Origin of the sequence: Frankia sp. QA3 (assembly GCF_000262465.1) — a bacterium.
Lineage (GTDB): Bacteria > Actinomycetota > Actinomycetes > Frankiales > Frankiaceae > Frankia.
The window spans coordinates 4,494,874-4,519,016 of record NZ_CM001489.1; the positions used below are offsets into that span (position 1 = coordinate 4,494,874).

The window sequence follows — 24,143 nt, forward strand, 5'->3', positions numbered from 1 at the left end:
GCCGCCGGGGGTGGGCCGCTGGGGGCGCCGGTCGGCCGGCTGCGGGGTGCCGGCGGGGCCGTGGGGGCCGGCCGCCGGGGGGCGTCAGCCGGTGCGGTCGATGACGAAGTCGGCGAGGGACTCCAAGGCCGCCTTCGCCGCATTGTCCGGCAGCGGGGCCAGGCATTCCCGGGCGCGGGTCGACCAGGTGACGAGCTCCCGGCGGGCCCTGGCCATCCCCTCGTGCGCGCGTAGCAGGTCGATCGCCTCCGCGACCCCCTCGTCCGGGTTCCCGCCACCGGCGGCGAAGTCCGAGTTGATGAGCTCCCGCAGCCGGCCGGCGGCCCGGTCGTCGGCCTGCAGCGCGTAGAGGACCGGCAGGGTGGGGATGCCCTCGCGCAGGTCGGTGCCGGGGGTCTTCCCGGAGTCGGCCGGGTCGGAGGCGACGTCGATGATGTCGTCGGAGAGCTGGAAGGCCACCCCGAACAGCTCCCCGAAGGTCGCCAGGGTGTCCACGGTGAGCGGGTCCGCGCCGGCGAGCATGGCGCCGAGGCGGCCGGAGGTGGCGATCAGTGAGGCGGTCTTCTCCGTGACCACCCGCAGGTAGTGCTCGACCGGGTCCTGGTCGGGCGAGGGGCCGACGGTCTCGCGGATCTGGCCTTCGCACAGGGTCGCGATCGTCCGGGCGAGGATCCGGGTCGCCGCGGGGCCCAGGTCCGCGGTGATGTCGGAGGCACGGGCGAACAGGTAGTCGCCGGTGAGGATCGCGACCGTGTTCGTCCACCGGGCGTTGGCGGAGGCTGCACCCCGCCGCCGGGGCGCCTCGTCCATCACGTCGTCGTGATACAGCGTCGACAGATGGGTGAGTTCGATCGCGACCGCCGCTGGCACCACCCCGGCGGCGTGCGGATCGGCGAACTGCGCCGCCAGCAGCACGACGATCGGGCGGAAGCGTTTACCCCCCGCGTCGACGAGATGCCGCGAGGTCTCGGTCACGAAGGAGAACTCGCTGCGCACAGATGCGCGTAGCAGCTCCTCCACCTGACCAAGCCCATCTCGCACGGCTTTTTCCAGATCAGGATCGGTCCTGATCCCCACGACGTCCAGCCCGATAGCGCTCATACCACCGTCAGCGTACGAAGCCGGACGTCGCAGCGGTATTCGCGAGGTCCAGAAGAGGCTGTGGCGCTACTCCCAGGACAAGCGTCGCCACGGTGCCGATGCCGACCGTGGCGAACGTCAGGGTCGGTCGGGTGACCACGACCGGCCCCTCGGCGAGCGGCTCGGAGAAGAACATCAGCACGATCACCCGCACGTAGAAGAAGGCGGCGATCGCGCTGCACACCAGCGCGACCACGACCAGCGGGGTCGCGTCGCCCTCGATCGCCGCCTGGAACACGGCGAACTTTCCGGTGAACCCGCTGGTCAGCGGGATGCCGGCGAGCGCGAGCAGGAGGAAGGAGAACGTCCCGGCCAACAGCGGCGAGGTACGGCCGAGCCCCCGCCACTGGGACAGGTCGCTGGCCTCGCCGTCGCTCGTGCGCACCAGCGAGACCACGGCGAACGCGGCGATCGTGGTGAAGCCGTAGGTGACCAGGTAGAACATCGAGCCGCGCAGGCCGTCGGTGTTGGTGCCGGCGAGCCCCACGAGCAGGAAGCCGGCGTGGGCGACCGCCGAGTAGGCCAGCATCCGCTTGATGTCGCGCTGGGTCAGCGCCAGCACCGCGCCGACGACCATCGTGAGGATCGCCACGGTCCACAGCACCGGCCGCCAGTCCCAGCGCAGGCCGCCGAAGGCGACGTAGAAGACGCGCAGCAGGGCACCAAAGGCGGCGACCTTGGTGCCGGCGGCCATGAACGCGGTCACCGGGGTCGGGGACCCCTGGTAGACGTCGGGCGTCCACGAGTGGAACGGCGCGGCGCCGATCTTGAAGAACAGGCCGACGGCCAGCAGGGCGAGCGACAGGTAGAGGTAGGTGTCGTTCTTCCCCACGGCGCCGACCGCGTCGGCGACCTTGCCGAGCTCCACGCTGCCGGCGAATCCGTAGGCGAACGCGACGCCGTAGAGAAAAAACGCCGAGGAGAATGCTCCGAGCAGGAAGTACTTCATCGCCGCCTCCTGCGAGAGCAGGCGCCGGCGCCGGGCAAGCCCGGCCAGCAGATACAGCGGCAGCGACAGGATCTCCAGCGCCACGAACATCACCAGCAGGTTGTTCGACGCGACGAAAAGCATCATGCCGGTGACCGAGAAGACCATCAGCGGGTACGCCTCGGTCTGCATGTCCGCGGAGGTCTGCTGCGCGGTCGAGCCCTTCGAGCCAGGCGTGATCGCGGCCGAGGCGACGATCGCGCCGCCGGAGGAGTCGAGCTGGCGCTCGGCCACGAGCAGCACCGACAGCAGCGCGAAGACCAGGATCGTGCCCTGCATGAACAGCGTCGGCGCGTCGATCGCCACCGCGCCCTTGGCGAGCACCGCGTGCCGGCCGTGCAACACCGCGACCGCGACCAGCGCGGCGATGAAGCCGCCGCCGGCCAGGACGGGCTGGATGACGCGGCGCGCCCCGCGGGTGGCGAAGGCGTCGACGAGCACCCCGACCAGCGCCACCACGAAGACGATGAGCAGCGGGCTGAGCGAGGAGTACTCGATCGACGGCGGCGTGATCTTCTGTGTCTGCGCCAGCAGGATGGTCGGATCGGCGCTCACGAATGGCCTCCGGGCTGCGTGGCGACGGGATGGGTGGCCCCGGGATGGGCGGCCCCGGGATGGGCGGCCCCGGGATGGGCGGCCCCGGGATGGGCGGCCGCCGGGTGGGTCGGTGCCGGATCGGACTTGCCGATGTCGGCGTAGGTTGCCGTCACCGTCGGCCTGATGATGTCGAGCAGCGGCTTCGGGTACACCCCGAGGGCGACGATGAGCGCGACCATCGGGGCCACGACGATCTTCTCGCGCAGGCCGAGGTCGTGCAGGACCCTGTTCTCCTCGTGGACGACCGGGCCGGTCATCGTCCGCTGGTACAGGTACAGGACGTAGACCGCCGCGAGCACGATGCCGCAGGTCGCCACGATCGCCAGCGGCTTGTTCGCCGTGAACGTGCCGACCAGGACGAGGAACTCGCTGACGAAGCTGTTCGTCCCGGGCAGCGCCAGCGACGACAGCCCGGCGATGAGGAAGACCCCGGCGAGCACCGGCGTCACCTTGGCCAGGCCGCCGTAGGCGCCGACGTCACGGGTGCCCCGCCGAGTCACCAGAAAGCCGACGACCAAGAACAGCAGCCCCGTCGACAGGCCGTGGTTGACCATGTAAAGCACCGCGCCGGTACCGGCCTGGCTGGTGAAGGCGAACAGGCCCAGCGCGATGAAGCCGAAGTGGGCGAGCGAGGTGTAGGCGACGAGGCGCTTCATATCTCGTTGCCCGATGGCCAGCAGGGCCCCGTAGAAGATGCCGACGACCGCCAGGCCCAGCACCATCGGGGCGAAGTAGTCCGCGGCGTCCGGGAACAGCGGGATGCAGTAACGGATCAACCCGAAGGTCCCCACCTTGTCCAGCACACCGACGAGCAGCACCGCGCCGCCGGTGGGCGACTGGGCGCCCGCGTCGGGCAGCCAGGTGTGGAACGGGAACAGCGGGGCCTTGATGGCGAACGCGACGAAGAACCCCAGGAACAACAGCTTCTGTACCCCGGGGGTGATCTCCATCTGCCGCAGGGTGGCGAAGTCGAACGTGCCGTGCCCGAGGTTGTCGGCGGACACGACGTACAGGCCGATCACCGCGGCGAGCATGAGCAGGCCGCCGAGCAGGCTGTAGACCAGGAACTTCACCGCCGCGTAGGAGCGCTGCGCCTGCTCGGTCACCGGGCCGTAGCTGCCGATGAGGAAGTACATCGGGATCAGCATCGCCTCGAAGAACACGTAGAACAGGAAGACGTCGGTCGCGGCGAACACGCCGATCATCCCGGCTTCCAGGGCGAGCAGCAGCGCGAAGAACGCCGGCACCGAACGGCGGCCGTGCGTCTCGGCCTCGCCCCGCGTCTCGACCGGCGGGACCGTCGCGGGCCGCGCCGGGGCCGGGGCTGGGGCGGCCAGCGCGACCGCGGTCCCGCCCGACCCACCACCGACGCCACCGATCCCGCCGACACCACCGACACCACCGATCTCCCCGGCTGCGCCGATCTCCCCGACGTCGCCGGCGGGACCAGGGCCCCCGGCGGACCCGCCGGGCGTACCGCCGGTGGCGTCGGGGGTGGCCGTGGGAGCGGGGATACGGCCACCGCCCGCGCCGCCGCCGTCGACCTCGTCCCACGACGACAGCACCACGACCGGCACCAGCAGCGCTGCCAGCAGCATCAGCACCAGCGAGATGCCGTCGGCCCCGACCGAGTAGGAGATGCCGAACGTGGAGATCCAGTCGTAGGACTGGCCGAACTGGAAGCCGGCCTTGTCCGGGTCGTAGGCAAAGGTCGCGAGCACCGCGAGCACCAGGACCGCGAGCGTGATGGCGAGGGTGAGCTGCTTGGCGAGCGTCGCGTGGCGCCGCGGCAGGGCGGCGACGACCACCGCGCCCGCGGCCGGGACGATGAGCAGGATCGTCAACCAGGGGACCGTGTTCACGTCAGCCCGCCCTCACCAGCAGCAGTGCGCCGACCACGAGGACGGCACCTCCCAACATCGACAGAGCGTAGGACCGGACGAAGCCGGTCTGCAGGCGGCGCATCCGCCCGGACAGCCCGCCGATGGCGGCGGCGCTGCCCCGCACGAGCCCGTCGATGCCGACGAGGTCCAGCCAGACCAGGAAGCGGGTCAGGTACTGGCCGGGACGCATGGCGACGGTCTCGTTGAACGTGTTCGCGAACAGGTCGTGCCGGGCGGCGAAGGTGACCAGGCTGACCTCGGCGTCCGGCCGGGCCACGGACTCGACCGGCCGGAGCTGGTAGCGCAGGTAGGCGCCGGCGAACCCGCCCGCGGTGACCACCAGGGTGAGCAGGGTGAGCACCAGCGGGGAGAACGTGTGCACGCCCTCGACGCCCTCCCCCGCGACCGGTTCGAGCCAGTCCTGCAGCGAGTGGCCGAGGACGAACAGGCCGCCGGCGAACACCGAGCCGACCGCCAGCACGATCATCGGCCCGGTCATCGACACCGGCGCCTCGTGCGGGTGCCTCGCGTCCGGCCCCTCCGCCGACCAGCGCGGCTTGCCGTGGAAGGTCATCAGGAACAGCCGGGTCATGTAGAACGCGGTGATGCCCGCGCCCAGCAGCGCGATCGAGCCGAGCAGGTAGCCGGAGGTGCCGCCCTTGTCGAAGGCGGTCTCGATGATGCGGTCCTTGGTGAAGAACCCGGACAGCCCCGGGAACCCGATGATGGCCAGGTAACCGAGGCCGAAGGTCACCCAGGTGATCGGCATGTACCGCCACAGCCCGCCGTAGCGGCGCAGGTCCTGGTCGTCGTCCATCGCGTGGATCACCGACCCGGCGCCGAGGAACAGACCGGCCTTGAAGAAGCCGTGGGCGAGCAGGTGCATGATGCCCAGCGCGTAGCCCGCGGGCCCCAGGCCCACGGCGAGGAACATGTAGCCGATCTGGCTGACGGTGGAGTAGGCCAGCACCTTCTTGATGTCGTCGTAGGCGCAGCCGATGATGCAGCCGATGAGGATCGTCGCGGCGCCGATGATGACGACGACGGTGCGCGCCGCCTGCGTCCCGTCGAAGATCGGGCCGGTCCGGACGATGAGGTACACCCCGGCGGTGACCATGGTCGCCGCGTGGATGAGCGCGGAGATCGGGGTGGGGCCCTCCATGGCGTCCGGCAGCCACGACTGCAGCGGGAACTGACCGGACTTGCCGCACGCACCAAGCAGGAGCAGCAGCGCGATCGCGGTCAGGGTGCCGTAACCGATGACGCCCGCGGCGGCGGCGCCGAACACGTCCGCGTAGCTGGTCGACCCCACGGTGGCGAACATGAACATGATGGCCAGGGCGAGGCCGACGTCGCCGACCCGGTTCATGTAGAAGGCCTTGTTCGCCGCGGTCGCCGCGGCCGGCCGGTCCTCCCAGAACTTGATGAGCAGGTAGGACGACAGGCCGACGAGCTCCCAGCCGGCGTAGAGCGACAGGAAGTTGTTGCCCAGGACGAGCAGCAGCATCGACGCCAGGAACAGGTTCATGTAGGCGAAGAACTTCCGCCTGGCCGGGTCGTGCGCCATGTAGCCGATCGAGTAGATGTGGATCAGCGTGCCGACGCCGGTGATGAGCAGCACGAACACGATCGAGAGCTGGTCGACGAGCAGGCCGGCGTCCACCTGGAAGCCGTTCACCGGAATCCAGGAGTACAGGTGCTGCGACAGCGCCCGGTCGTCGCCGTCCCGGCCGAGCAGGGTGGCGAACAGCACCAGGCCGAGCACGAAGCTCGCCCCCGCCGCGAGCGTGCCGATGATGTGGCCGACCCGGTCGGTGCGCCGCCCCCCGAGCAGCAGCACCGCGGCGCCGGCCAGCGGCAGCACGATGAGCAGCCAGGACAGCGAGAACACCCCGGAGGCGGCGGCGTAGTGGATCGGATGGCCACCGGGTTCGGTGGCGGCGAGCAGAACCGGGTCGACCCTCATCGCGACCCCGCCACTGCGCGCCGTTGGCGATAAAGCGTCACTGCAGTCTCGTCCGTTCTTCCATGACCGCCGGGGGCGCCGCGGCCGCTGGTCGCAAGTCAGTACTTCAGCAGGTTCACGTCGTCCACCGACGCCGAGCGACGGGTGCGGAAGATGCTGAGGATGATGGCCAGCCCGATGACGACCTCGGCGGCGGCGACGACCATGACGAAGAACGCCATGATCTGGCCGTCGAGGGTGCCGTTGATCCGGGAGAACGTGACCAGGGTCAGGTTGACGGCGTTGAGCATCAGCTCGATTGACATGAACACGACGATCGCGTTGCGCCGGACGAGGACCCCGACGGTGCCGATGCTGAACAGCAGCGCCGAGAGGATCAGGTAGTTCGCGGGATTCACCGATCGTCTCCCTTACCGGCGCCCGCCAGCGCCGAGCCGTTCGCGTCGACCGGATCCGCTCCGCCCGCGCCGTCCGCCGCGGCGCCGTCCGTCGGCGCCGGGGGTGGCGGTGCGCCCGGCGTGGCACCGCCGCCCGCCGTGCCCGGCCCATCCGGCCCGCCGGATCCCCTCGGCCCGCCGGGGCCTGCCGATCCCGGACCTGCCGACCCCGGACCTGCCGACCCCGGACCGTCCGACACCCCGGGGGCGCCCGGGGCACCCGGGGTGTCGGGGCTGTCCGGTGCTCCCCGGCCGCCGGGAAGGTCCGCGGCGCCCGGCTCATCGGCGGCTCCGGGGACGCCGGGGATGCCGCCGATGCCGGAGGCGCGGCCGCCGCCGGGCAGCAGGCCGAGCGTGTCGGCCGAGTCATGCCGGGCGAAGACGCCGGGGCCGGGCAGCGGGGTGACCTGGCGGCCGGGCTCGGTGAACCGGCGGCGCATCCACTCCCGCTGGCTGACCCGGCCGCCCTCGCGCTCGCGGTGGCCGAGCACCATCGTCCCGATCGCGGCGACGACGAGCAGCGCCGAGATCGCCTCGAAGACGAAGACGTAGTCGCTGAACAGCAGCCGGCCGATCGCCTGGACGTTGCCGCCCTCGTTGGCCGCGTCGAGGCCCTTGGCGCTGCCGCCGTCGATGGCCGAGCCGATCGGGAAGACCAGCAGCCCGGCGAAGCCGAGCCCGAAGATCGCCGCGCCGAGGCGCTGGCCGCGGATGGTCTCCACCAGAGAGTCCGACGAGTCGACGCCGACGAGCATGAGCACGAACAGGAACAGCACCATGATCGCGCCCGCGTAGACGATGATCTGCACGAAGCCGAGGAACGGCGCCTGCTGGATCAGGTAGAACACCGCGACGCAGAACAGGTTCGCCACCAGCAGCAGCGCGCAGTGCACGGCGCTGCGGACCAGCACCATGCCGACCGCGGCCAGCACCGCGATCGGCGCGAGGATCCAGAACACCGCGGCCTCGCCGGTGGAGGTGCTGGTGATCTCGCCTGCGGCGGCGAGCAGGGTCGCGTGGGTCATCGCGGCTGCTCCGACCCGGCGTCGGAACCGCCGGCGGCCGCGCGCTGGGCGTCGGTCACCTGCCAGGGCAGCGGCGCGTCCGCGTCGCGCACGTAGTAGTCGGTCTCGTTGGAGCCGAGCCGCATCGGGTGCGGCGGCGCCTCCATGCCCTCGGCCAGCGGGGCGAGGAGCTGCTCCTTGGTGAAGATCAGGTCGCGGCGGTTGTCGTCGGCGAGCTCGTAGTCGTTCGACATCGTCAGCGCCCGGGTCGGGCACGCCTCGATGCACAGCCCGCACAGGATGCAGCGCAGGTAGTTGATCTGGTAAACGCGGCCGTACCGCTCCCCCGGCGAGTAGCGCTCGGTCTCGGTGTTGTCGGCGCCCTCGACGTAGATGGCGTCGGCGGGGCAGGCCCAGGCGCACAGCTCGCAGCCGACGCACTTCTCCAGCCCGTCCGGATGGCGGTTGAGCTGGTGGCGGCCGTGGAACCGGGGCGCGGTCTCCTTCTTCTGCTCCGGGTACTGCTCCGTCGTCGGCTTCTTGAACATCGTCGAGAAGGTGACGCCGAAGCCCTTGTAGGGGTCGAAGAAGCCCATGACTCAGCTCTCCTGACGCGGAGGGGGGTCCGCGGCGATGACGGTGGACGACCCGTTGGCCGAGGTGCCCGCGGGCACCGCCGGCCGCGCGCCGCCCGGTGGCGGGGGCGGCCACGGGATGCGTTCGAGGCTCGGCGCCTGCGCGAGCTTGCTGCGCTCGGCCTCCTCCAGCTCCCGCTGGTGCTTCGCACCACCGGGATCGACGAGCGCGATGATCAGCATGACACCGATGACCACCCCGACGCCGATCAGCCACGGCGTGCGGTCTTCGACGTCCCTCTGGTAGACGCGGAAGGTCGCGATGACCAGGACCCACAGCAGGCCGACCGGGATCAGCACCTTCCAGCCGAACGCCATGAACTGGTCGTAGCGCAGCCGGGGCAGCGTCCCGCGCAGCCAGATGAAGAAGAACAGGAACAGCAGCAACTTCAAAACGAACCAGATCAGCGGCACCCAGCCGTGGTCCAGGCCGGACAGGCCCGGGATCGGCGGCGGCTGCCAGCCGCCGAGGAACAGCGTGGTCGCGATCGCCGAGACGGTGACCATGTTGATGTACTCGGCGAGGAAGAAGAACGCGAACTTGATCGAGCTGTACTCGGTGTGGAAGCCGCCGACCAGCTCCCCCTCGGCCTCGGGCAGGTCGAAGGGGGTCCGGTTCGTCTCACCGACCATCGAGATGCAGTACAGGACGAACGACGGCAGCAGCGCGATGTACCAGCGCCCCGACTGGCTCTCCACGATTCCGGACGTCGACAGCGTGCCCGCGTACATGAACACCGCGACGAACGACAGGCCCATCGCCACCTCGTAGGAGATGATCTGGGCCGCCGAGCGCAGCGAACCGAGCAGCGGGTAGGTCGACCCGCTCGACCAGCCGGACAGGATCAGCCCGTACACCCCGAGCGAGGCCGCGGCGAGCAGGTAGAGCACGCTGACGGGCAGGTCCGCGAGCTGGAGCGTGGTGCGCTCGCCGAAGATCGACACTTCCGGGCCGAACGGGATGACGGCGAAGGCGAGGAACGCCGGGACCGCCGAGACGATCGGCGCCAGGATGAAGATCGGCTTGTCGGCGAGGGCCGGGATCAGGTCTTCCTTGAGCATCAGCTTGGCGCCGTCGGCGAGGCTCTGCAGCCAGCCCTTCGGGCCGTGCCGGTTCGGCCCGACCCGCTGCTGCATCCTCGCGACGACCTTGCGCTCGAACACGATCGAGAACAGCGTCATCAGCAGCAGGAAGGCGAAGACCCCGACGCCCTTGAGCAGGATCAGCCAGAACGGGTCGTCGCCGAAGCCGGACAGGTCCGGGTCGACCGGGGCGGCGAGCACGAGCGCGGAGGCGGTGGCGCTCATGGCCGACCCCCGGCGGGCTCGTCGCCGACGGTCCGCGGCGCGGGTGCCACCGGCGTGGCTCTCCCGGGTGGCGCGGCGGTCTCGACGGTCACAGCGGTGTCCTGGGCGGCGGCGAGCTCGGCCCCCAGGGCCGTGCCGCGGCGCTGGTCGACCGGGAACGTGTCGGCACCGGCCGGGCGCGCGGTCCCGCCCGCCGCGATCCGGACGACGACGCCGGCGCGGGCAGCCAGCGAGCGGCGCACGTGCGAGCCCGGCGAGTGGGTGGGCACCCAGACGACCCGGTCGGGCATGGCGGTGAGCTCGCAGGGCAGGGTGACCGACCCTCGGCCGCTGCGCACCGTCACCAGGTCCCCGGCGGCCACCCCGATCTCGGCGGCGGTCGCCGCGGACAGGCGGACGCGGGCGGGCCTGGCCGTGCCGGCGAGGTACGGCTCGTCGGCGAGCAGGGCGCCGTCGTCGACGAGCTGATGCCAGGTGGCCAGCACCGCCTCGCCCGGCCCGGGGACGCTCGCGGCCCCGGCGGGGTCGGCCGGCGCGGGCACCCGGGTAACCCCGGCGCCGGCCCGGCCGACGTCGCGCAGCTCGCGGGCGGCCGCGCCGGTGTCGGGCAGCCGCAGGTCGATGCCCATCTCGGCGGCGAGCAGGTGCAGCACGCGCACGTCGGGCAGCGCCGGGGTGTCCAGGGCCCGCTGGAACGGCCGCAGCCGGCCCTCCCAGTCGACGAACGAGCCGGCCTTCTCCGCCACCGGCGCGACCGGCAGCACCACGTCGGCGACCTCGGCGATGGCCGAGCGCCGCACCTCGACCGACACGCAGAACGGCACGCGGGCCAGCGCGGCCAGCGCGGCGGCGGGGTCGGGCAGGTCCTCGGCGTCCACCCCGGCGACGAGGATTGCGTCGAGGCGGCCGGCGGCGGCCGCGGCGAGGATGCCGGCGGTGTCACGGCCGGGCGCGCCGAGCAGCCGGCCGCCCCAGAACGCCTCGACCTCGGCGCGGGCGGCGGGGTCGGCGACCGGGCGGCCGCCGGGCAGCAGCGAGGGCAGCAGCCCGGCGGAGACGGCGCCGCGGTCCCCGGCGCGGCGCGGCACCCAGGCCAGCGATGCGCCGGTGGCGTCGGCGAGGCGCAGGGCGGCGGACAGCGTCCCGGGGATCTCGCCGGCCCGCTCGCCGACGAGGATGACCGCGCCGGGCTCCCGCACGGCACGGGCCGTCGCGGCGAGCGGGTGGGTGTCGCCCACCCCGGGGCCGGCCTCGGCAAGCGCGTCGAGGACGGCGGGCTCGGCGCCGGGCTCGGTGGTGACCAGCGTCCCGGCGAGCTTGGCCAGCCCGCGGGTGACCAGCGGCGCGAGCGCGTGCACGGCGGTGGCGTGCTTGTCGGCGGCCTTGCGCAGCCGCAGGAAGACGATCGGCGACTCCTCCTCCGGTTCGAAGGCGACGAGCAGCACCGCCGGCGCCGCCTCCAGGTCGGCGTAGGTCACCCCGATGCCGGTGCCGGCGACCGCGTGGCCGAGGAACTGCTCCTCCTCGGCCGAGTGCGGCCGGGCGCGGAAGTCCACGTCGTTGGTGGCCAGCGCCACCCGGGTGAACTTGGCGTAGGCGTAGGCGTCCTCGCGGGTCAGCCGGCCGCCGGCGAGTACGCCGACGCCGTGCCGGTCGCGGCATTCGGCCAGGCCCCGGGCGGCGTACTCGAGCGCCTCGGACCAGGTCGCCTCGACGAGCTGCCCGGTGTCGTCGTCACGGATCAGCGGGGTGGTCAGCCGGTCGGCGGCGCGGGCGTAGGTGAACGCGAAGCGGCCCTTGTCGCAGTTCCACTCCTCGTTGACCGCCGGGTCGTCGCCGGCGAGGCGGCGCATCACCTTCCCGCGGCGGTGGTCGGTGCGCAGGCTGCAGCCCGACGCGCAGTGCTCGCACGCCGTCGGCGTGGAGACCAGGTCGAACGGGCGTGCCCGGAACCGGTAGGCGGCGCTGGTGAGCGCGCCGACCGGGCAGATCTGCACCGTGTTGCCGGAGAAGTAGGAGGAGAACGGCTGGCCGTCGCTGACCGCGACCTGCTCGGCGGCGCCGCGCTCGAACAGCTCGATGAACGGGTCCCCGGCGATCTGCGCGGAGAAGCGGGTACAGCGGGCGCACAGCACGCAGCGTTCCCGGTCGAGCAGGATCTCGGTGGAGATCGCCAGCGGCTTCGGGTAGGCCCGCTTGGCCTCCTTGAACCGGGAGACGGCGCCGCCGTTGGCCATCGACTGGTTCTGCAGCGGGCACTCGCCGCCCTTGTCGCAGATCGGGCAGTCGAGCGGGTGGTTGAGCAGCAGGAACTCGATGTTGCCGGCCTGGGCCTTGCGGGCCACCGGCGAGGTGAGCTGGGTCTTCACGACCATGTCGGCGGCGACGGTCGTCGTGCAGGCGGCGACGGGCTTGCGCTGGCCCTCCACCTCGACGATGCACTGCCGGCAGGCGCCGACCGGGTCGAGCAGCGGATGGTCGCAGAACCGCGGGATCTCGATGCCGAGCAGCTCCGCCGCCCGGATGATCAGCGTGCCCTTGGGGACGCTGACCGGCAGCCCGTCGATGGTGAGGGCGACGAGATCCGCGGCGGCCGGCGCGGCCGGCTGGGATGGGGCGACGGTCATGGTCAGTGCGCTCCCGCGTAGGCGCCCGGGGCCTGCGAAGGCGAGCCGTCGCCGGCCGCCTCGCCGCCCGGGGTGGGATCCGGCTTCGAGGTCACCGCGCTCACCGGGATGAACTCGTCCCGGAAGTACTTGATCCCCGAGACGATCGGGGAGGTGGCCCCGTCGGCCAGCGCGCAGAACGCCCGGCCGAAGATGTTGTCGCAGGCGTCGACGAGGGTGTCGACGTCGGAGGCGTCGCCCTGGCCCCGCTCCAGCCGGGACAGGATCTTCACCATCCAGCTCGTGCCCTCGCGGCACGGGGTGCACTTGCCGCACGACTCGTGGGCGTAGAACTGGGTGAGCCGGCGGACGACCCGGAGCATGTCGGTCGTCTCATCCATGATCATCAGTGCCGCGGTGCCGAGCAGCGAGCCCGCTTCCTGCATGCCCTCGAAGTCGAGCGGGGCGTCGAGGTGCTCCGCGGTGAGCATCGGGGTGGACGACCCGCCCGGCGTCCACGCCTTGAGCTTTCGGCCGCCGCGCACCCCGCCGGCCAGCTCCAGTAGCTCGCGCAGGGTGGTGCCCATCGGGACCTCGTACTGGCCGGGCCGGGTCACGTGGCCGGACAGGCTGAAGATCTTCGGGCCAGGAGCGCGTTCCCGGCCCATGGTGCGGAACCAGTCCACCCCGTAGTTGACGATGTAGGGCACCGTCGCGATCGTCTCGACGTTGTTGACGACGGTGGGGGACGCGTACAGCCCGTGCGTCGCCGGGAACGGCGGGCGCAGCCGCGGCTGGCCGCGCCGGCCCTCCAGCGAGTCGAGCAGGGCCGTCTCCTCGCCGCAGATGTAGGCGCCGGCGCCGGAATGCACGACGAGCTCGAGGTCGAAGCCGCTGCCGAGGATGTCGCGGCCGAGGTAGCCGGCGGCGTACGCCTCGGCGACCGCGGCGCGCAGCCGGCGGGCGGCGTGGATCAGCTCGCCGCGCAGGTAGACGAACGCCCGGCTGGCCCGCACCGCGTACGCCGCGATGATGATGCCCTCGACGAGCGAGTGCGGGTCGGCCTTCATCAGGGGCGCGTCCTTGCAGGTGCCGGGCTCCCCCTCGTCGGCGTTGATGACGAGGTAGTGCGGCTTGCCGTCGCCCTGCGGGATGAAGCCCCACTTCATCCCGGTGGGGAAGCCGGCGCCGCCGCGCCCGCGCAGCCCCGAGTCCTTGATCAGCTTGATGAGGTCGTCGGGGTCGCCGGCCAGCGCCGTGCGCAGCGCGACGTAGCCGTCGAGTCGGCGGTAGGTCTGAAGCGTCCACGACTCCGGGGTGTTCCAGCGCCGGGTGAGGACCGGGGTGACGGGCATCGATCAGTTCCCCTTCCGCTCGGAGGAGGCCGGAGTCGGAGTCGGGGCCGACGCTGGCGCCGGCGCCGGGGAGGCGGGTCCGGTGCCCTGGCCCGCAAGGGGCGGCCCGGTGGCCACGAGCGGCGCGGGGGCCTGGTCGGCCCGCCAGCCGGCGGCCTCGGCGAGCAGCAGGCCGGCGACCGACGGCTCGCCGACGCCGGGTCCCGCGACGCCCTCCGGGCGCTCGTCGGCGAACCCGGCGAGCTGGCGGGACGTCTCGGCGAACGAGCACAGCGGCCCGCCGCGGGTGGGCGCCGGGCGCTCGCCGGCCTGCAGGCCGGCGACGATCGCCTGCGCCGAGTCCGGGTCGACCTGGTCGTAGAACTCGTAGTTCACCGTCATCACCGGCGCGTAGTCGCAGGCCGCGAGGCATTCGGCGTGTTCGAGGGTGATCGAGCCGTCCGGGGTCGTCTCGTCGTGGCCGATCCCGAGGCGTTCGGCGACCCGGGCGAAGACCTCGTCCCCGCCGAGCAGCGCGCAGGACAGGTTCGTGCAGACCGAGACGAGGTAGTCGCCGACGGGCCGCCGCTTGTACATCGTGTAGAAGGTCGCGACCGCGCCGACCTCGGCCTGGGTGATGCCGAGCGTGTCCGCGCAGAACGCCACCCCCTCGGTCGTCACGAAGCCCTGCTCCGCCTGCACCAGGTGCAGCAGCGGCAGCAGCGCCGAGCGGGACCGGCCGGCCGGGTAGCGGGCGATGATCTCGGCCGCGGCGGCGTGGGTCTCGGGCGGGAAGGCCATCACCGATCAACTCCCCCGAGCACCGGGTCCACCGAGGCGACCCCGACGATCACGTCCGCCACCTGGCCGCCCTCGGTCAGCGCCGGGACGGCCTGCAGGTTGACGAAGCTTGGGTCGCGGACGTGGACGCGGAACGGTCTCGTGCCGCCGTCGCTGACCACGTGGTAGCCGAGCTCGCCGCGGGGCGACTCGATCTGCGTGTAGACCTGGCCGGGCGGCACCCGGAAGCCCTCGGTGACCAGCTTGAAGTGGTGGATGAGGGCCTCCATCGAGGTCCCCATGATGCTGCGGATGTACGCCAGCGAGTTGCCCATCCCGTCGGCGCCGATCGACAGCTGCGCCGGCCAGGCGATCTTCTTGTCGGCGACCATGACCGGCCCCGGCCGCAGCCGGTCCAGGCACTGCTCAATGATCTTGAGAGACTCGCCCATCTCCTCCAGCCGCACCAGGTAGCGGGCGAAGGAGTCCGCCTCCAGCGCGGTCGGCACGTCGAACTCGTAGGTCTCGTAGCCGCAGTAGGGCATGGTCTTGCGCAGGTCCCAGGGCAGGCCCGCGGCGCGCAGCACCGGCCCGGTGACCCCCAGGGCGATGCAGCCGGCGGCGTCGAGGACGTTGACGTCGACCATCCGCGCCTTCCAGATCGGCTGGCCGGTCAGCAGCCGGTGGTACTCGCGGATGCGCCCCGGCATGTCGGCGAGGAACTCCCGGATGGCCCGCTCCGTGCCGTCCGGCAGGTCCTGGGCCAGGCCGCCGGGGCGGATGAAGGCGTGGTTCATCCGCAGCCCGGTGATGAGCTCCAGCAGGTCGAGGACCTTCTCCCGCTCCCGGAACCCGAAGATCATCGCGGTGGTGGCGCCGAGCTCCATGCCGCCGGTGGCCAGCCACACCAGGTGCGAGGCGATGCGCTGCAGCTCCATCACCAGCACCCGGATCACGGTGGCCCGTTCGGGGATGTCGTCGGTGATGCCGAGCAGCTTCTCCACCGACAGGCAGTAGGCCGCCTCGTTGTACAGCGGGGACAGGTAGTCCGCGCGGGTGAGGAAGGTGACCGCCTGGGTCCAGGTGCGGTACTCGCAGCTCTTCTCGATGCCGGTGTGCAGGTAGCCGATGACGAGGCGGGTCTCGGTGACCGTCTCACCCTCGATCTCCAGCACGAGGCGCAGCACGCCGTGCGTGGAGGGGTGCTGCGGCCCCATGTTGACGACGATGCGCTCGGCGTCCTGTTCACCGGCGCCGAGGATCTCCTCCCAGTCGCCGCCGGTGACGGTGTAGACGCGCCCGGACGCGGACTCCGTGAACCCGGCCTCGTAGGCCGGGGGGGCGTCGGTGGGCTGGGAGGTCCCGTCGGTGGGGTGGGTCCCGTCGGTGGGGTGGGTCCCGTCGGTGGGGTGGGACCCGTCGGTGGGGTGGGAGGTCGATGTGTGCGGGGCCGACGTGCTGGGCGTCATAGCGAACCTCGGATGTCGCCTCGGGGATGCAGGCGGCCGGTCAGGGCCGGGTGCGGGATCACGAGTAGCTCCGGCGCTCGTCCGGCGGCGGGACCGTGGCGCCCTTGTAGTCGACCGGGATGCCACCCAGCGGGTAGTCCTTGCGCTGCGGGTGCCCGATCCAGTCGTCCGGCATCATGATCCGGGTCAGCCCGGGGTGGCCGGTGTAGACGATGCCGAACAGGTCGTAGGCCTCCCGCTCATGCCAGTCCGCGGTGGGCCACACCGAGGTCAGGCTCGGCACGGTGGGGTCGGCGTCGGCGACGGAGACCTCCAGGCGCAGCCGGCGGCGGTAGGTCATCGAGGTCAGGTGGACCACCGAGTGCAGCCGGCGGCCGGTGACGTCGTCCGGGTAGTCCACCCCGGACAGTGACGACAGCAGCTCGAAACGCAGTCCCGGGTCGTCGCGCAGGGTCTGGGCCAGCGCCGGCAGGCCCTCGCGGCGCACGTGCAGGGTCAGCTCGCCGCGGTCGACGACGGCCCGCTCGACGGCGTCGCCGAGCTGCGGGAAGACGCGTTCGAGCGCGTCGTACACCGCGTCGGCGTCCGGGTCGCCGAACGGCCGCTCGCTGGCGGCCAGCACCGGGGCCGGGGCGACGAGGCGGCCGAAGCCGGAGGTGTCGCCGGTGCCGCCGGCGCCGAACGCGTCGTGGCGCCGTCCCGGTCGCACGCCGTTGCCGCCGCCGCCCACCAGCTCGCCGGCACCGTTCGCGGCGGCCCCGTTCTCGTCGAAGGCGCCGCCGCCCGCGCCCCGGCCGTTGGAGGGGGTGCCGCCGGAAGGCGTGCCGTCAGGGGGTGTCATGCGTCGCTCCTGGGTCGGCGCCCCGCTGCCCGGTGCCGGCCGTGGTGCCGCCCGGGGCGGCGTCGCTGTCGGCGATGTCGGCGGTGCTCGGGCCGGGACCGTGGGCCCGCGACTCGTCGGCGGGCTTGGCGTCCACGGGGATCCGCTTGGCCCGGCCGAACACCGACGGTGGGGCGATCGCCGCGGGCCGGCGGGTGTCGAGGGCGGGTTCGACGGCGCCGCGCCCGGTCGGGACCGGCGCGCCGGCCGGGATCCGGAAGCGCTTGCGGTCGTTGACCGACAGGGTGCGGGTGTCGAGCTCACCGGCGGGCAGCCCGGCGCGGGCGGTGGCCACGTCGATCGGCTTCGGGTAGGGCGACGAGCCGGACTCGGTGTGCGGGGTCTTGCCGGTGACCGGCCCGGCGAGGATCTTCTCGTGCAGCTTGATGATGGCGTCCATCAGCATCTCCGGCCGCGGCGGGCAGCCGGGCAGGTACATGTCGACCGGGACGATGTGGTCGACGCCCTGCACGATCGCGTAGTTGTTGAACATGCCGCCGCTGCTGGCGCAGACGCCCATCGACAGCACCCACTTGGGCTCGGGCATCTGGTCGTAGATCTGCCGCAGCACCGGCGCCATCTTCTGGCTCACCCGGCCGGCGACGATCATCAGGTCGGCCTGGCGGGGGCTGGCCCGGAAGACCTCCATGCCGAACCGGGACAGGTCGTAGCGGCCGGCGCCGGTGGACATCATCTCGATCGCGCAGCAGGCCAGCCCGAAGGTCGCCGGCCACAGCGACGACCGCCGGGACCAGTTGGCGAGCTTCTCGACGCTGGCGAGGAGCACTCCACCGGGCAGCTTCTCCTCTAGTCCCATTCCAGACCTCCACGACGCCACTCGTAGGCGTACGCGACGAAGATCGTCGCCATGAACAGCGCCATCGCACCGAGGCCGAACACCGCGAGACTGTCGAACGCGACCGCCCACGGGAACAAAAAGATGATCTCGATGTCGAAGACGATGAAAAGCATCGCGGTGTTGTAGTACTTCACCGGGAAGCGCTGCGGTCCGGCCGGGGCCGGAGAGGGTTCGATCCCGCACTCGTAGGCGTCGATCTTCGCACGATTGAACCGACGCGGGCCGATGATCGCGCCCGCCGCGACGGAACCGACCGCGAACAGGCTCGCGATCGCCAGCAGAACGAGGATCGGCACGTAGTTCGAGAGCATGCCGAACTCCTCTCCTTCGAAAGAGTGTTACCGGACGTTATGAGGAATGGCTTTCCGGTGAACGGATCGCGAACGGTCCGCGCTCGGTGTTCGTCACGTTTCTGGCCACTGGTCACGGCGCCGGAAGCGGGGCGCCCTCACCCGATCCCGAGCCGAAACCCCTGGCCCGGCGGTACTTCGCCGCCTCACCGGCCGGCCCCGCCGGTTTCCCTCGAGAGCCGATCCGCCGACGGCGGGCTGGTCCCACAGTCCTGTCCGCAGAGCAAGCGGCCCCTACCGGACATTCCGCGACGACCTGTCAGGTCCCGCTCCGGCACCGGTGCGCCAGCACCGGTGCCGCGCTGTGCGACATACCGGAATTTCGTCGATCCGGCCCGTGCGGCACGCCGCCGGATCGACCCGGGTAACACGTCAGGCCGCGGGAGCGAGCCGGGTCATAGCATTGATCAGTCGGTCCATCGCATCCCCTCCCCGGGGGTCGGTGAGATTTGCCATGATCTTGAGAACGAAGCGCATGAGCGTCGGCCGCGGCAGCCCGTACTTCGTCCCGAGCGCCATGATGGTCGGATTCCCGATGAGCTGGACGAAATATCGACCGAGGGTGTAATACCCGCCGTACTGGGCACGCACGATTTCCGGGTAGTGCCCGAGGGCGCGTTCCCGGGCGGGTCCCTCGGCGCGGGCGAGCGCCTGCACGGCGACCTCGGCGGCGTACCGACCCGACTCCAGCGCATAGGCGATGCCCTCGCCGTTGAACGGGTTGACCATGCCGCCGGCGTCACCGACGAGCAGCACGCCGTCGCGGTAGTGCGGGGTGCGGTTGAAGCCCATCGGCAGGGCGCTGCCGCGCACCGGGCCGATCGCGTTGTCCTCGGTGAAGCCCCACTCCGGCGGCAGCGCCGCGAGCCAGCGGCGCAGCAGATCGGTGTAGTTGGTGTTCTGGAAGGCGTCGGTGGTGTTCAGCAGGCCGAGGCCCACGTTGCTGGTGCCGTCGCCGACGCCGAAGATCCAGCCGTAGCCGGGCAGCAGGCGGCTCTGGCGCGGCCGGCCCTCCCACAGCTCCAGGTGGGACTCGAGGTGGTCGTCGTTCGTGAGCGGGCTGCGGTAGTAGCGGCGGACGGCGACGCCGAGCGGACGGTCCTCCCGGCGGCGGATGCCGAGCGCCAGCGCGATCCGGGCGCTGTTGCCGTCCGCGGCGATGACCAGCGGGGCGCGGTAGGTCACCGGCTCCCGGTCGGGCCCGGTGCGCGCCAGGACGCCGACGACCCGGCCGGTGCGCTCGTCGAGCAGCGGCCCGGTGACGGCCGTGCCCTCCTGCAGCCGGGCGCCGGCCTTCACCGCGTGCCGGGCGAGCAGGTCGTCGAAGTCGAGGCGGGGACGGACGAGCCCGTAGTCGGGCCAGCTCGCCAGGTCCGGCCAGGGCAGTTCCATCCGCACGCCGCCGCCGACGATGCGCAGCCCCCTGTTGCGCGCCCAACCGGCGGCGGGCGAGGTGTCGATGCCCATCTCGACGAGGCTGCGCACGGCGCGCGGAGTCAGCCCGTCGCCGCAGACCTTCTCGCGGGGGAAGGTCGTCTTCTCGACCAGCAGGACGTCCAGCCCGGTGCTGGCCAGGTGGTAGGCGGCCGACGAGCCTCCGGGGCCGGCGCCGACCACGATGACGTCGGCGTCGGTCGTCGACCCGCCGCCCGCGCCGTCAGTCCTTGTCGTCGCCATGGCCACCCATTGCTCCGGATCCGCTCGACCACCCGTCCCGGGAGCACTCCCGGCCGGGACCCCTCGTTGAGTGCTCGTGAAATTCTTCACGAGCGTCCTCGGCGAGTGTAGGCCCTACGCAGGCCAATCGCACCAACCAGGATGCGATGAAGACCGGACGAGTCGACTTCGCGCACCCTATGACCACGGTGAGCGACCGTTCCCGGCTCCTGGCCCAGGTGGACCCGCCGCGGCGCCCTGGCGCAACTTCTAGACGAGCGTATAATGCCGACCCCTTTCACCACATGACTGCTGGTCGCGCGCGCGGCGCACACGTCCATCCCTCCGGCGTGTCACGCGTCGCAATTCGGTCACTACGCACGGCCGACGACTGAAAACTGTCCATGGCACGTTCTCCCGACAGGGTGGGATCACCGCCCGTGCGGGGTAGTCCCCCGCTGGTCGCCCGAAACGCGGCGCTCGTCCGCGGGCGCCGGCTGGTCCGTGGCGGTGCCACCCGGTCCACGCGAGGCACGTCCGGACCAGATGGCGCCACCCGAACGGGCGGTCTCGACCGGCCCGAGCGGGGGACACCTGACCGGAAGGGACCACCCCGACCCGGCGGCCACGGCATTCTGTCCCGACCTGATCCGCGCAACCGTCGCCCGACCGCACGCCGCACCGCCCACGCTGTGTCATCTAACCCCGAAAAACCGCAAAGTTGCCCAAAGCCCCATGGATCACACCGGACGTGCCCAGGCGGGCGCGCCGTCGCCAGTGCGGCCGCGCCCACTCGACGCCCGTCACCCGACACGACACTGTTCCGAATCGAGAGATCCGATGACCGAAGAGACCGTCGTCCTCCCCACCGCCGACGGACCTGCCCCGGCAACGCTTGCCGAACCCGCCGGCCCCGCGCGCGGCGGCGTCGTCGTCCTGCACGAGGCGTTCGGCCTCACCGAGCACGTGCGGGGACTGTGTACCCGCTTCGCCCGGGCCGGCTGGCGGGCGATCGCACCCGACCTGTTCCACCGCGTCGGCTCGCCGGTCTTCGACTACGACGACATCGCCTCGGCGGTGAAGGTCGTCGAGGACCTCGACGGCACGGATCTGCTGGAGGATGTCGACGCCGCGCTGGCCGTCCTCGCCGAGGAGGGAACGGCGCTGGACCGCTGCGCCGTCGTCGGCTTCTGCCTGGGTGGGAGCGTCGCCTTCCAGACCGCGGTGGCCCGCCCGTTCGGCGCGGCGGTCACGTTCTACGGCGGCGGGATCCGCACCCGGCGCTTCGGCGAGCCGAGCCCACTGGAGATCGCCGACCGGCTGCAGGCGCCGTGGCTCGGCCTGTACGGCGACCAGGACCCGAGCATCCCCGTCGAGGACGTCGAGGCCCTGCGGGCCGCGGTGGCCGCGGCCCCCGTGCCCACCGAGATCATCCGCTACCCCGAGGCCGGGCACGGCTTCCACAACGACGCCCGCCCCGCGTCCCACCATCCGGCCTCGGCCCGCGATGCCTGGTCACGCACCCTGACCTGGTTCGACTCCCACCTGCCCGGCTGACCTGGGGCCAGGGCCGGCGCTGGGGCCGGCGCCGATCAGTCGGAGGCGTGGCCGCGATGCAGGGCGACGACGCCGCCGGTGAGGTTGCGCCAGGTGACCCGCGACCAGCCGGCCTCGCGCAGCAGGTCGGCGAGCTCGGCCTGAGCGGGCCAGGCTCGGATCGACTCGGCCAGGTAGACGTAGGAGTCCGGGCTGCTGCTGACCGCGCGGGCGAGGCTCGGCAGCGCCCGCATCAGGTATTCGAGGTAGACGGTCCGCCAGGGGCCCCACACCGGCCGGGAGAACTCGCAGACGACGAGCCTGCCGCCGGGCCGGGTGACCCGGCGCAGCTCGGCGAGGCAGCGCACGGTGTCGGCGACGTTGCGCAGCCCGAACGAGATCGTCGTGCGGTCGAACGCGGCGTCGGGGAAGGGCAGATGCAGCCCGTCCCCGGCGGTCAGCACCACCCGCCCCGCGCCCGAGGCCGGGGAGGCCGGGCTGGCGGGCAGCGGCTTCTCGGCGAGTCGGCGCTGGCCGGCGCGCAGCATGCCGAGGGAGAAGTCGCAGGCGACGACGTCCGCGCCGGCCTCGGCGAAGGCCCGCGACGAGGTGGCCGTGCCGGCGGCGAGGTCGAGGACCCGCAGGCCGGGGCGCAGGTCGAGGAAGGCGGCGGTGGCGCGCCGCCAGGTCCGGTCCAGTCCGCCGGAGAGCACGGCGTTCGTCAGGTCGTAGCGCCCGGCCACGCCGTCGAACATCGCCGCGACCTCCTGCGGCCGCTTGTCCAGTCCGGGCCTGCTCACCGCGCCCCCTCCCTGTCGTCCACGCCGTCGAACCCGGCGAGGGCCGTCGGGGCGGCGGCGCGGGCCGCCTTCTCGGCGGCGTCCCAGTCGGTGGCCGCGCCGAGGCGGCGCAGCCGCTCGCGGGTCGCCTCGTCGCACAGCGCCCCGGCGACGCCGGCCGCGTACAGGTCGCGGGCGCGGGCGCCGAGGCCGGCGGCGACGGCGTGCTCGGTGCCGAGGTCGGTGCCGAACATCGCCGGGTCGTCGGTGGCCAGTGAACAGGCCACGCCGGCCGCGTGCAACGCGGCGAGCGGATGGTCGCCGAGGCGGGCCACGGAGCGGGTGCGCAGGTTCGACACCGGGCAGACGTCCAGCACGATCCCCTCGTCGGCGAGGCGGCGCACCAGCGCCGGGTCCTCGACCGCGCGGACGCCGTGGCGGAGGCGCCGGGCGCCGAGCGCGTCGAGCGCGCCGTGGATCGACGCCGGCCCCTCCGTCTCCCCCGCGTGCGGGACCGCGGCGAGCCCGGCGTCCGCGGCCAGGGCGAACGCGGGCGCGAACGGCTCCGGCGGATGGCCGACCTCTGGCCCGCCGAGCCCGAGGCCGACGATGCCGCGTTCGGCGAAGCGCGCCGCCCAGCGGGCCACCTCGGTGGCCGCCTCGACGGGCAGCACCCGGTCGATGTCCGGGGTCAGGCGCACCTCGACGCCGTAGCGCTCCCGGGCCTCGATCGCCCCGTCGGCGTAGCCGTTGAAGATCTCCTCGACCCGGACGCCGCGCTGCACGCGGAACCAGGGCGAGAAGATGCCCTCCAGGTAGACGGCGCCGTGGCTGGCCGCCTCGGCGGCGTAGTCGACGACGACCTGGCGGAAGTCGGCCTCGGTCCGCATCACGTGCGTCGTCATGACCCAGACCTGGATGAAGTGGTTGAAGTCGCGGAAGCGGTAGAGCTCCGCGAGGCCCTCGACCGTCCGCGACGGCAGCGCCTCCTCGTTACGCCGCGCCATCTCCAGCAGCGTCGCCGGCCGAACCGTCCCCTCCAGGTGAACGTGCAGCTCGATCTTCGGCCCGGTCGCCGCCGGGACCACGGCCGGGGACCCGGCGGACTCGCTCATCGGGCCAATCTATGGCGTCCCGTCCGTGGACGGCAGATGTCGATGCCGTCCCGGACCCTCGGACCTGGCGGGAGGGGCGGACCGTCAGGTGCCCGTTCTGCGGCGGCGCAGGCGCAGGCGGCGGGGCTGGGGTTCCCACGGTGGACGGGCGGCGACCGGGCGCATGCCAGGGGTGACGATCCGGTACTCGGGGGGCAGTGGGAGCGGGGCGTCGTCGGGGAGCCTGCGGGCGGAGGGATCGAAGCGGTCGAGCTCGCCCGGCTCGAAACGGACGGCCTTGATCGTCCACCAGAAGGCTCCGCCGGGATCGCCGACAAGCTTGTAGCCGTCAGGCAGCAACGCCGCCCACCCCGCCGGCAGCCCGAGCAGGGCGGCGATGGGCCGTCCGGTGGTGGTCTCCCACACCCGCACCGACCCGTCCTGGCCACCCGACACCAGCAACGCCCCATCCGGCGAAAACCCCACCGAAAACACCCAGCCCTGATGGCCGGTCAACACCCGCAGCTCACGCCCCGACCCCACCTCCCACACCCGCACCGACCCGTCATCCCCACCCGACACCAGCAACGCCCCATCCGGCGAAAACCCCACCGACCGCACCCAATCCTGATGGCCGGTCAACACCCGCAGCTCACGCCCCGACCCCACCTCCCACACCCGCACCGACCCGTCATCCCCACCCGACACCAGCAACGCCCCATCCGGCGAAAACCCCACCGACCGCACCCAGCCCTGCTGGCCGGTCAACACCCGCAGCTCACGCCCCGACCCCACCTCCCACACCCGCACCGACCCGTCCCGGCCACCCGACACCAGCAACG

Annotated in this window: 20 protein-coding genes; 1 reads left to right on the forward strand and 19 read right to left on the reverse strand. The window is 72.4% G+C overall.

Annotation, left to right across the window (positions count from 1 at the left end; all coding sequences use genetic code 11):
• Positions 1-84: 84 nt before the first annotated feature.
• The 16 genes from FRAQA3DRAFT_RS18430 to FRAQA3DRAFT_RS18505 form a co-directional block, all read right to left on the reverse strand.
• Positions 85-1,101, reverse strand: coding sequence for a polyprenyl synthetase family protein (locus tag FRAQA3DRAFT_RS18430; RefSeq protein WP_009740558.1), 1,017 nt, complete (start codon positions 1,099-1,101; stop codon positions 85-87).
• 7 nt (positions 1,102-1,108) lie between these two features.
• Complete coding sequence (nuoN, locus tag FRAQA3DRAFT_RS18435) at positions 1,109-2,683, reverse strand: NADH-quinone oxidoreductase subunit NuoN (protein ID WP_009740559.1); 1,575 nt, start codon at positions 2,681-2,683, stop codon at positions 1,109-1,111.
• Positions 2,680-4,587, reverse strand: coding sequence for an NADH-quinone oxidoreductase subunit M (locus FRAQA3DRAFT_RS18440; RefSeq protein WP_009740560.1), 1,908 nt, complete (start codon positions 4,585-4,587; stop codon positions 2,680-2,682). Before FRAQA3DRAFT_RS18440 ends, nuoN begins: the two co-directional genes overlap by 4 nt.
• 1 nt (position 4,588) lies before the next feature.
• Positions 4,589-6,574 (reverse strand): NADH-quinone oxidoreductase subunit L, encoded by a 1,986-nt coding sequence (gene nuoL / locus FRAQA3DRAFT_RS18445; RefSeq protein ID WP_009740561.1) that lies wholly within the window; start codon positions 6,572-6,574, stop codon positions 4,589-4,591.
• Between the two features lie 98 nt (positions 6,575-6,672).
• On the reverse strand, positions 6,673-6,972 hold the full coding sequence (gene nuoK, locus FRAQA3DRAFT_RS18450; RefSeq protein ID WP_009740562.1) for an NADH-quinone oxidoreductase subunit NuoK: 300 nt from the start codon (positions 6,970-6,972) through the stop codon (positions 6,673-6,675).
• Positions 6,969-8,036, reverse strand: coding sequence for an NADH-quinone oxidoreductase subunit J (locus FRAQA3DRAFT_RS18455; RefSeq protein WP_009740563.1), 1,068 nt, complete (start codon positions 8,034-8,036; stop codon positions 6,969-6,971). Before FRAQA3DRAFT_RS18455 ends, nuoK begins: the two co-directional genes overlap by 4 nt.
• The gene (gene nuoI, locus FRAQA3DRAFT_RS18460; RefSeq protein ID WP_009740564.1) at positions 8,033-8,611 is read right to left on the reverse strand and encodes an NADH-quinone oxidoreductase subunit NuoI; all 579 of its coding nucleotides are present in this window, start codon (positions 8,609-8,611) and stop codon (positions 8,033-8,035) included. The genes FRAQA3DRAFT_RS18455 and nuoI overlap by 4 nt, the downstream gene beginning before the upstream one ends.
• 3 nt (positions 8,612-8,614) lie before the next feature.
• The gene (gene nuoH / locus FRAQA3DRAFT_RS18465) at positions 8,615-9,958 is read right to left on the reverse strand and encodes an NADH-quinone oxidoreductase subunit NuoH (protein WP_009740565.1); all 1,344 of its coding nucleotides are present in this window, start codon (positions 9,956-9,958) and stop codon (positions 8,615-8,617) included.
• Complete coding sequence (locus FRAQA3DRAFT_RS18470; RefSeq protein WP_009740566.1) at positions 9,955-12,585, reverse strand: NADH-quinone oxidoreductase subunit G; 2,631 nt, start codon at positions 12,583-12,585, stop codon at positions 9,955-9,957. The genes nuoH and FRAQA3DRAFT_RS18470 overlap by 4 nt, the downstream gene beginning before the upstream one ends.
• 2 nt (positions 12,586-12,587) lie before the next feature.
• Positions 12,588-13,919 carry an NADH-quinone oxidoreductase subunit NuoF gene (gene nuoF, locus FRAQA3DRAFT_RS18475; RefSeq protein ID WP_009740567.1) on the reverse strand — a complete coding sequence of 444 codons (1,332 nt, stop codon included), beginning with the start codon at positions 13,917-13,919 and terminating at the stop codon, positions 12,588-12,590.
• Between the two features lie 3 nt (positions 13,920-13,922).
• Positions 13,923-14,699, reverse strand: a complete 777-nt coding sequence (gene nuoE, locus FRAQA3DRAFT_RS18480; protein ID WP_009740568.1) for an NADH-quinone oxidoreductase subunit NuoE — start codon at positions 14,697-14,699, stop codon at positions 13,923-13,925.
• Complete coding sequence (locus FRAQA3DRAFT_RS18485) at positions 14,699-16,147, reverse strand: NADH-quinone oxidoreductase subunit D (RefSeq protein WP_009740569.1); 1,449 nt, start codon at positions 16,145-16,147, stop codon at positions 14,699-14,701. Before FRAQA3DRAFT_RS18485 ends, nuoE begins: the two co-directional genes overlap by 1 nt.
• 58 nt (positions 16,148-16,205) lie before the next feature.
• Positions 16,206-16,988 carry an NADH-quinone oxidoreductase subunit C gene (locus tag FRAQA3DRAFT_RS18490; RefSeq protein ID WP_009740570.1) on the reverse strand — a complete coding sequence of 261 codons (783 nt, stop codon included), beginning with the start codon at positions 16,986-16,988 and terminating at the stop codon, positions 16,206-16,208.
• Positions 16,975-17,844, reverse strand: a complete 870-nt coding sequence (locus tag FRAQA3DRAFT_RS38830; protein ID WP_009740571.1) for an NADH-quinone oxidoreductase subunit B family protein — start codon at positions 17,842-17,844, stop codon at positions 16,975-16,977. Before FRAQA3DRAFT_RS38830 ends, FRAQA3DRAFT_RS18490 begins: the two co-directional genes overlap by 14 nt.
• Positions 17,835-18,197, reverse strand: coding sequence for an NADH-quinone oxidoreductase subunit A (locus tag FRAQA3DRAFT_RS18500; RefSeq protein WP_009740572.1), 363 nt, complete (start codon positions 18,195-18,197; stop codon positions 17,835-17,837). The genes FRAQA3DRAFT_RS38830 and FRAQA3DRAFT_RS18500 overlap by 10 nt, the downstream gene beginning before the upstream one ends.
• Positions 18,198-18,608: 411 nt before the next feature.
• Complete coding sequence (locus FRAQA3DRAFT_RS18505; RefSeq protein ID WP_198286927.1) at positions 18,609-19,913, reverse strand: geranylgeranyl reductase family protein; 1,305 nt, start codon at positions 19,911-19,913, stop codon at positions 18,609-18,611.
• Positions 19,914-20,732: 819 nt separating this feature from the next.
• Between FRAQA3DRAFT_RS18505 and FRAQA3DRAFT_RS18510 the strand changes: the two genes are divergently transcribed.
• On the forward strand, positions 20,733-21,449 hold the full coding sequence (locus FRAQA3DRAFT_RS18510) for a dienelactone hydrolase family protein (RefSeq protein ID WP_009740574.1): 717 nt from the start codon (positions 20,733-20,735) through the stop codon (positions 21,447-21,449).
• A 35-nt stretch (positions 21,450-21,484) separates the two neighbouring features.
• Here the strand turns inward: FRAQA3DRAFT_RS18510 and FRAQA3DRAFT_RS18515 are convergent, their stop codons facing one another.
• From FRAQA3DRAFT_RS18515 to FRAQA3DRAFT_RS18525, 3 genes are all read right to left on the reverse strand, one after another.
• Complete coding sequence (locus FRAQA3DRAFT_RS18515; protein WP_009740575.1) at positions 21,485-22,228, reverse strand: demethylmenaquinone methyltransferase; 744 nt, start codon at positions 22,226-22,228, stop codon at positions 21,485-21,487.
• Positions 22,225-23,322: an adenosine deaminase gene (gene add / locus FRAQA3DRAFT_RS18520; protein WP_009740576.1), complete on the reverse strand. Its 1,098-nt coding sequence runs from the start codon at positions 23,320-23,322 to the stop codon at positions 22,225-22,227. Before add ends, FRAQA3DRAFT_RS18515 begins: the two co-directional genes overlap by 4 nt.
• A gap of 84 nt (positions 23,323-23,406) precedes the next feature.
• The coding region (locus FRAQA3DRAFT_RS18525; protein WP_009740577.1) for a WD40 repeat domain-containing protein at positions 23,407-24,143 on the reverse strand (737 nt) is incomplete at its 5' end.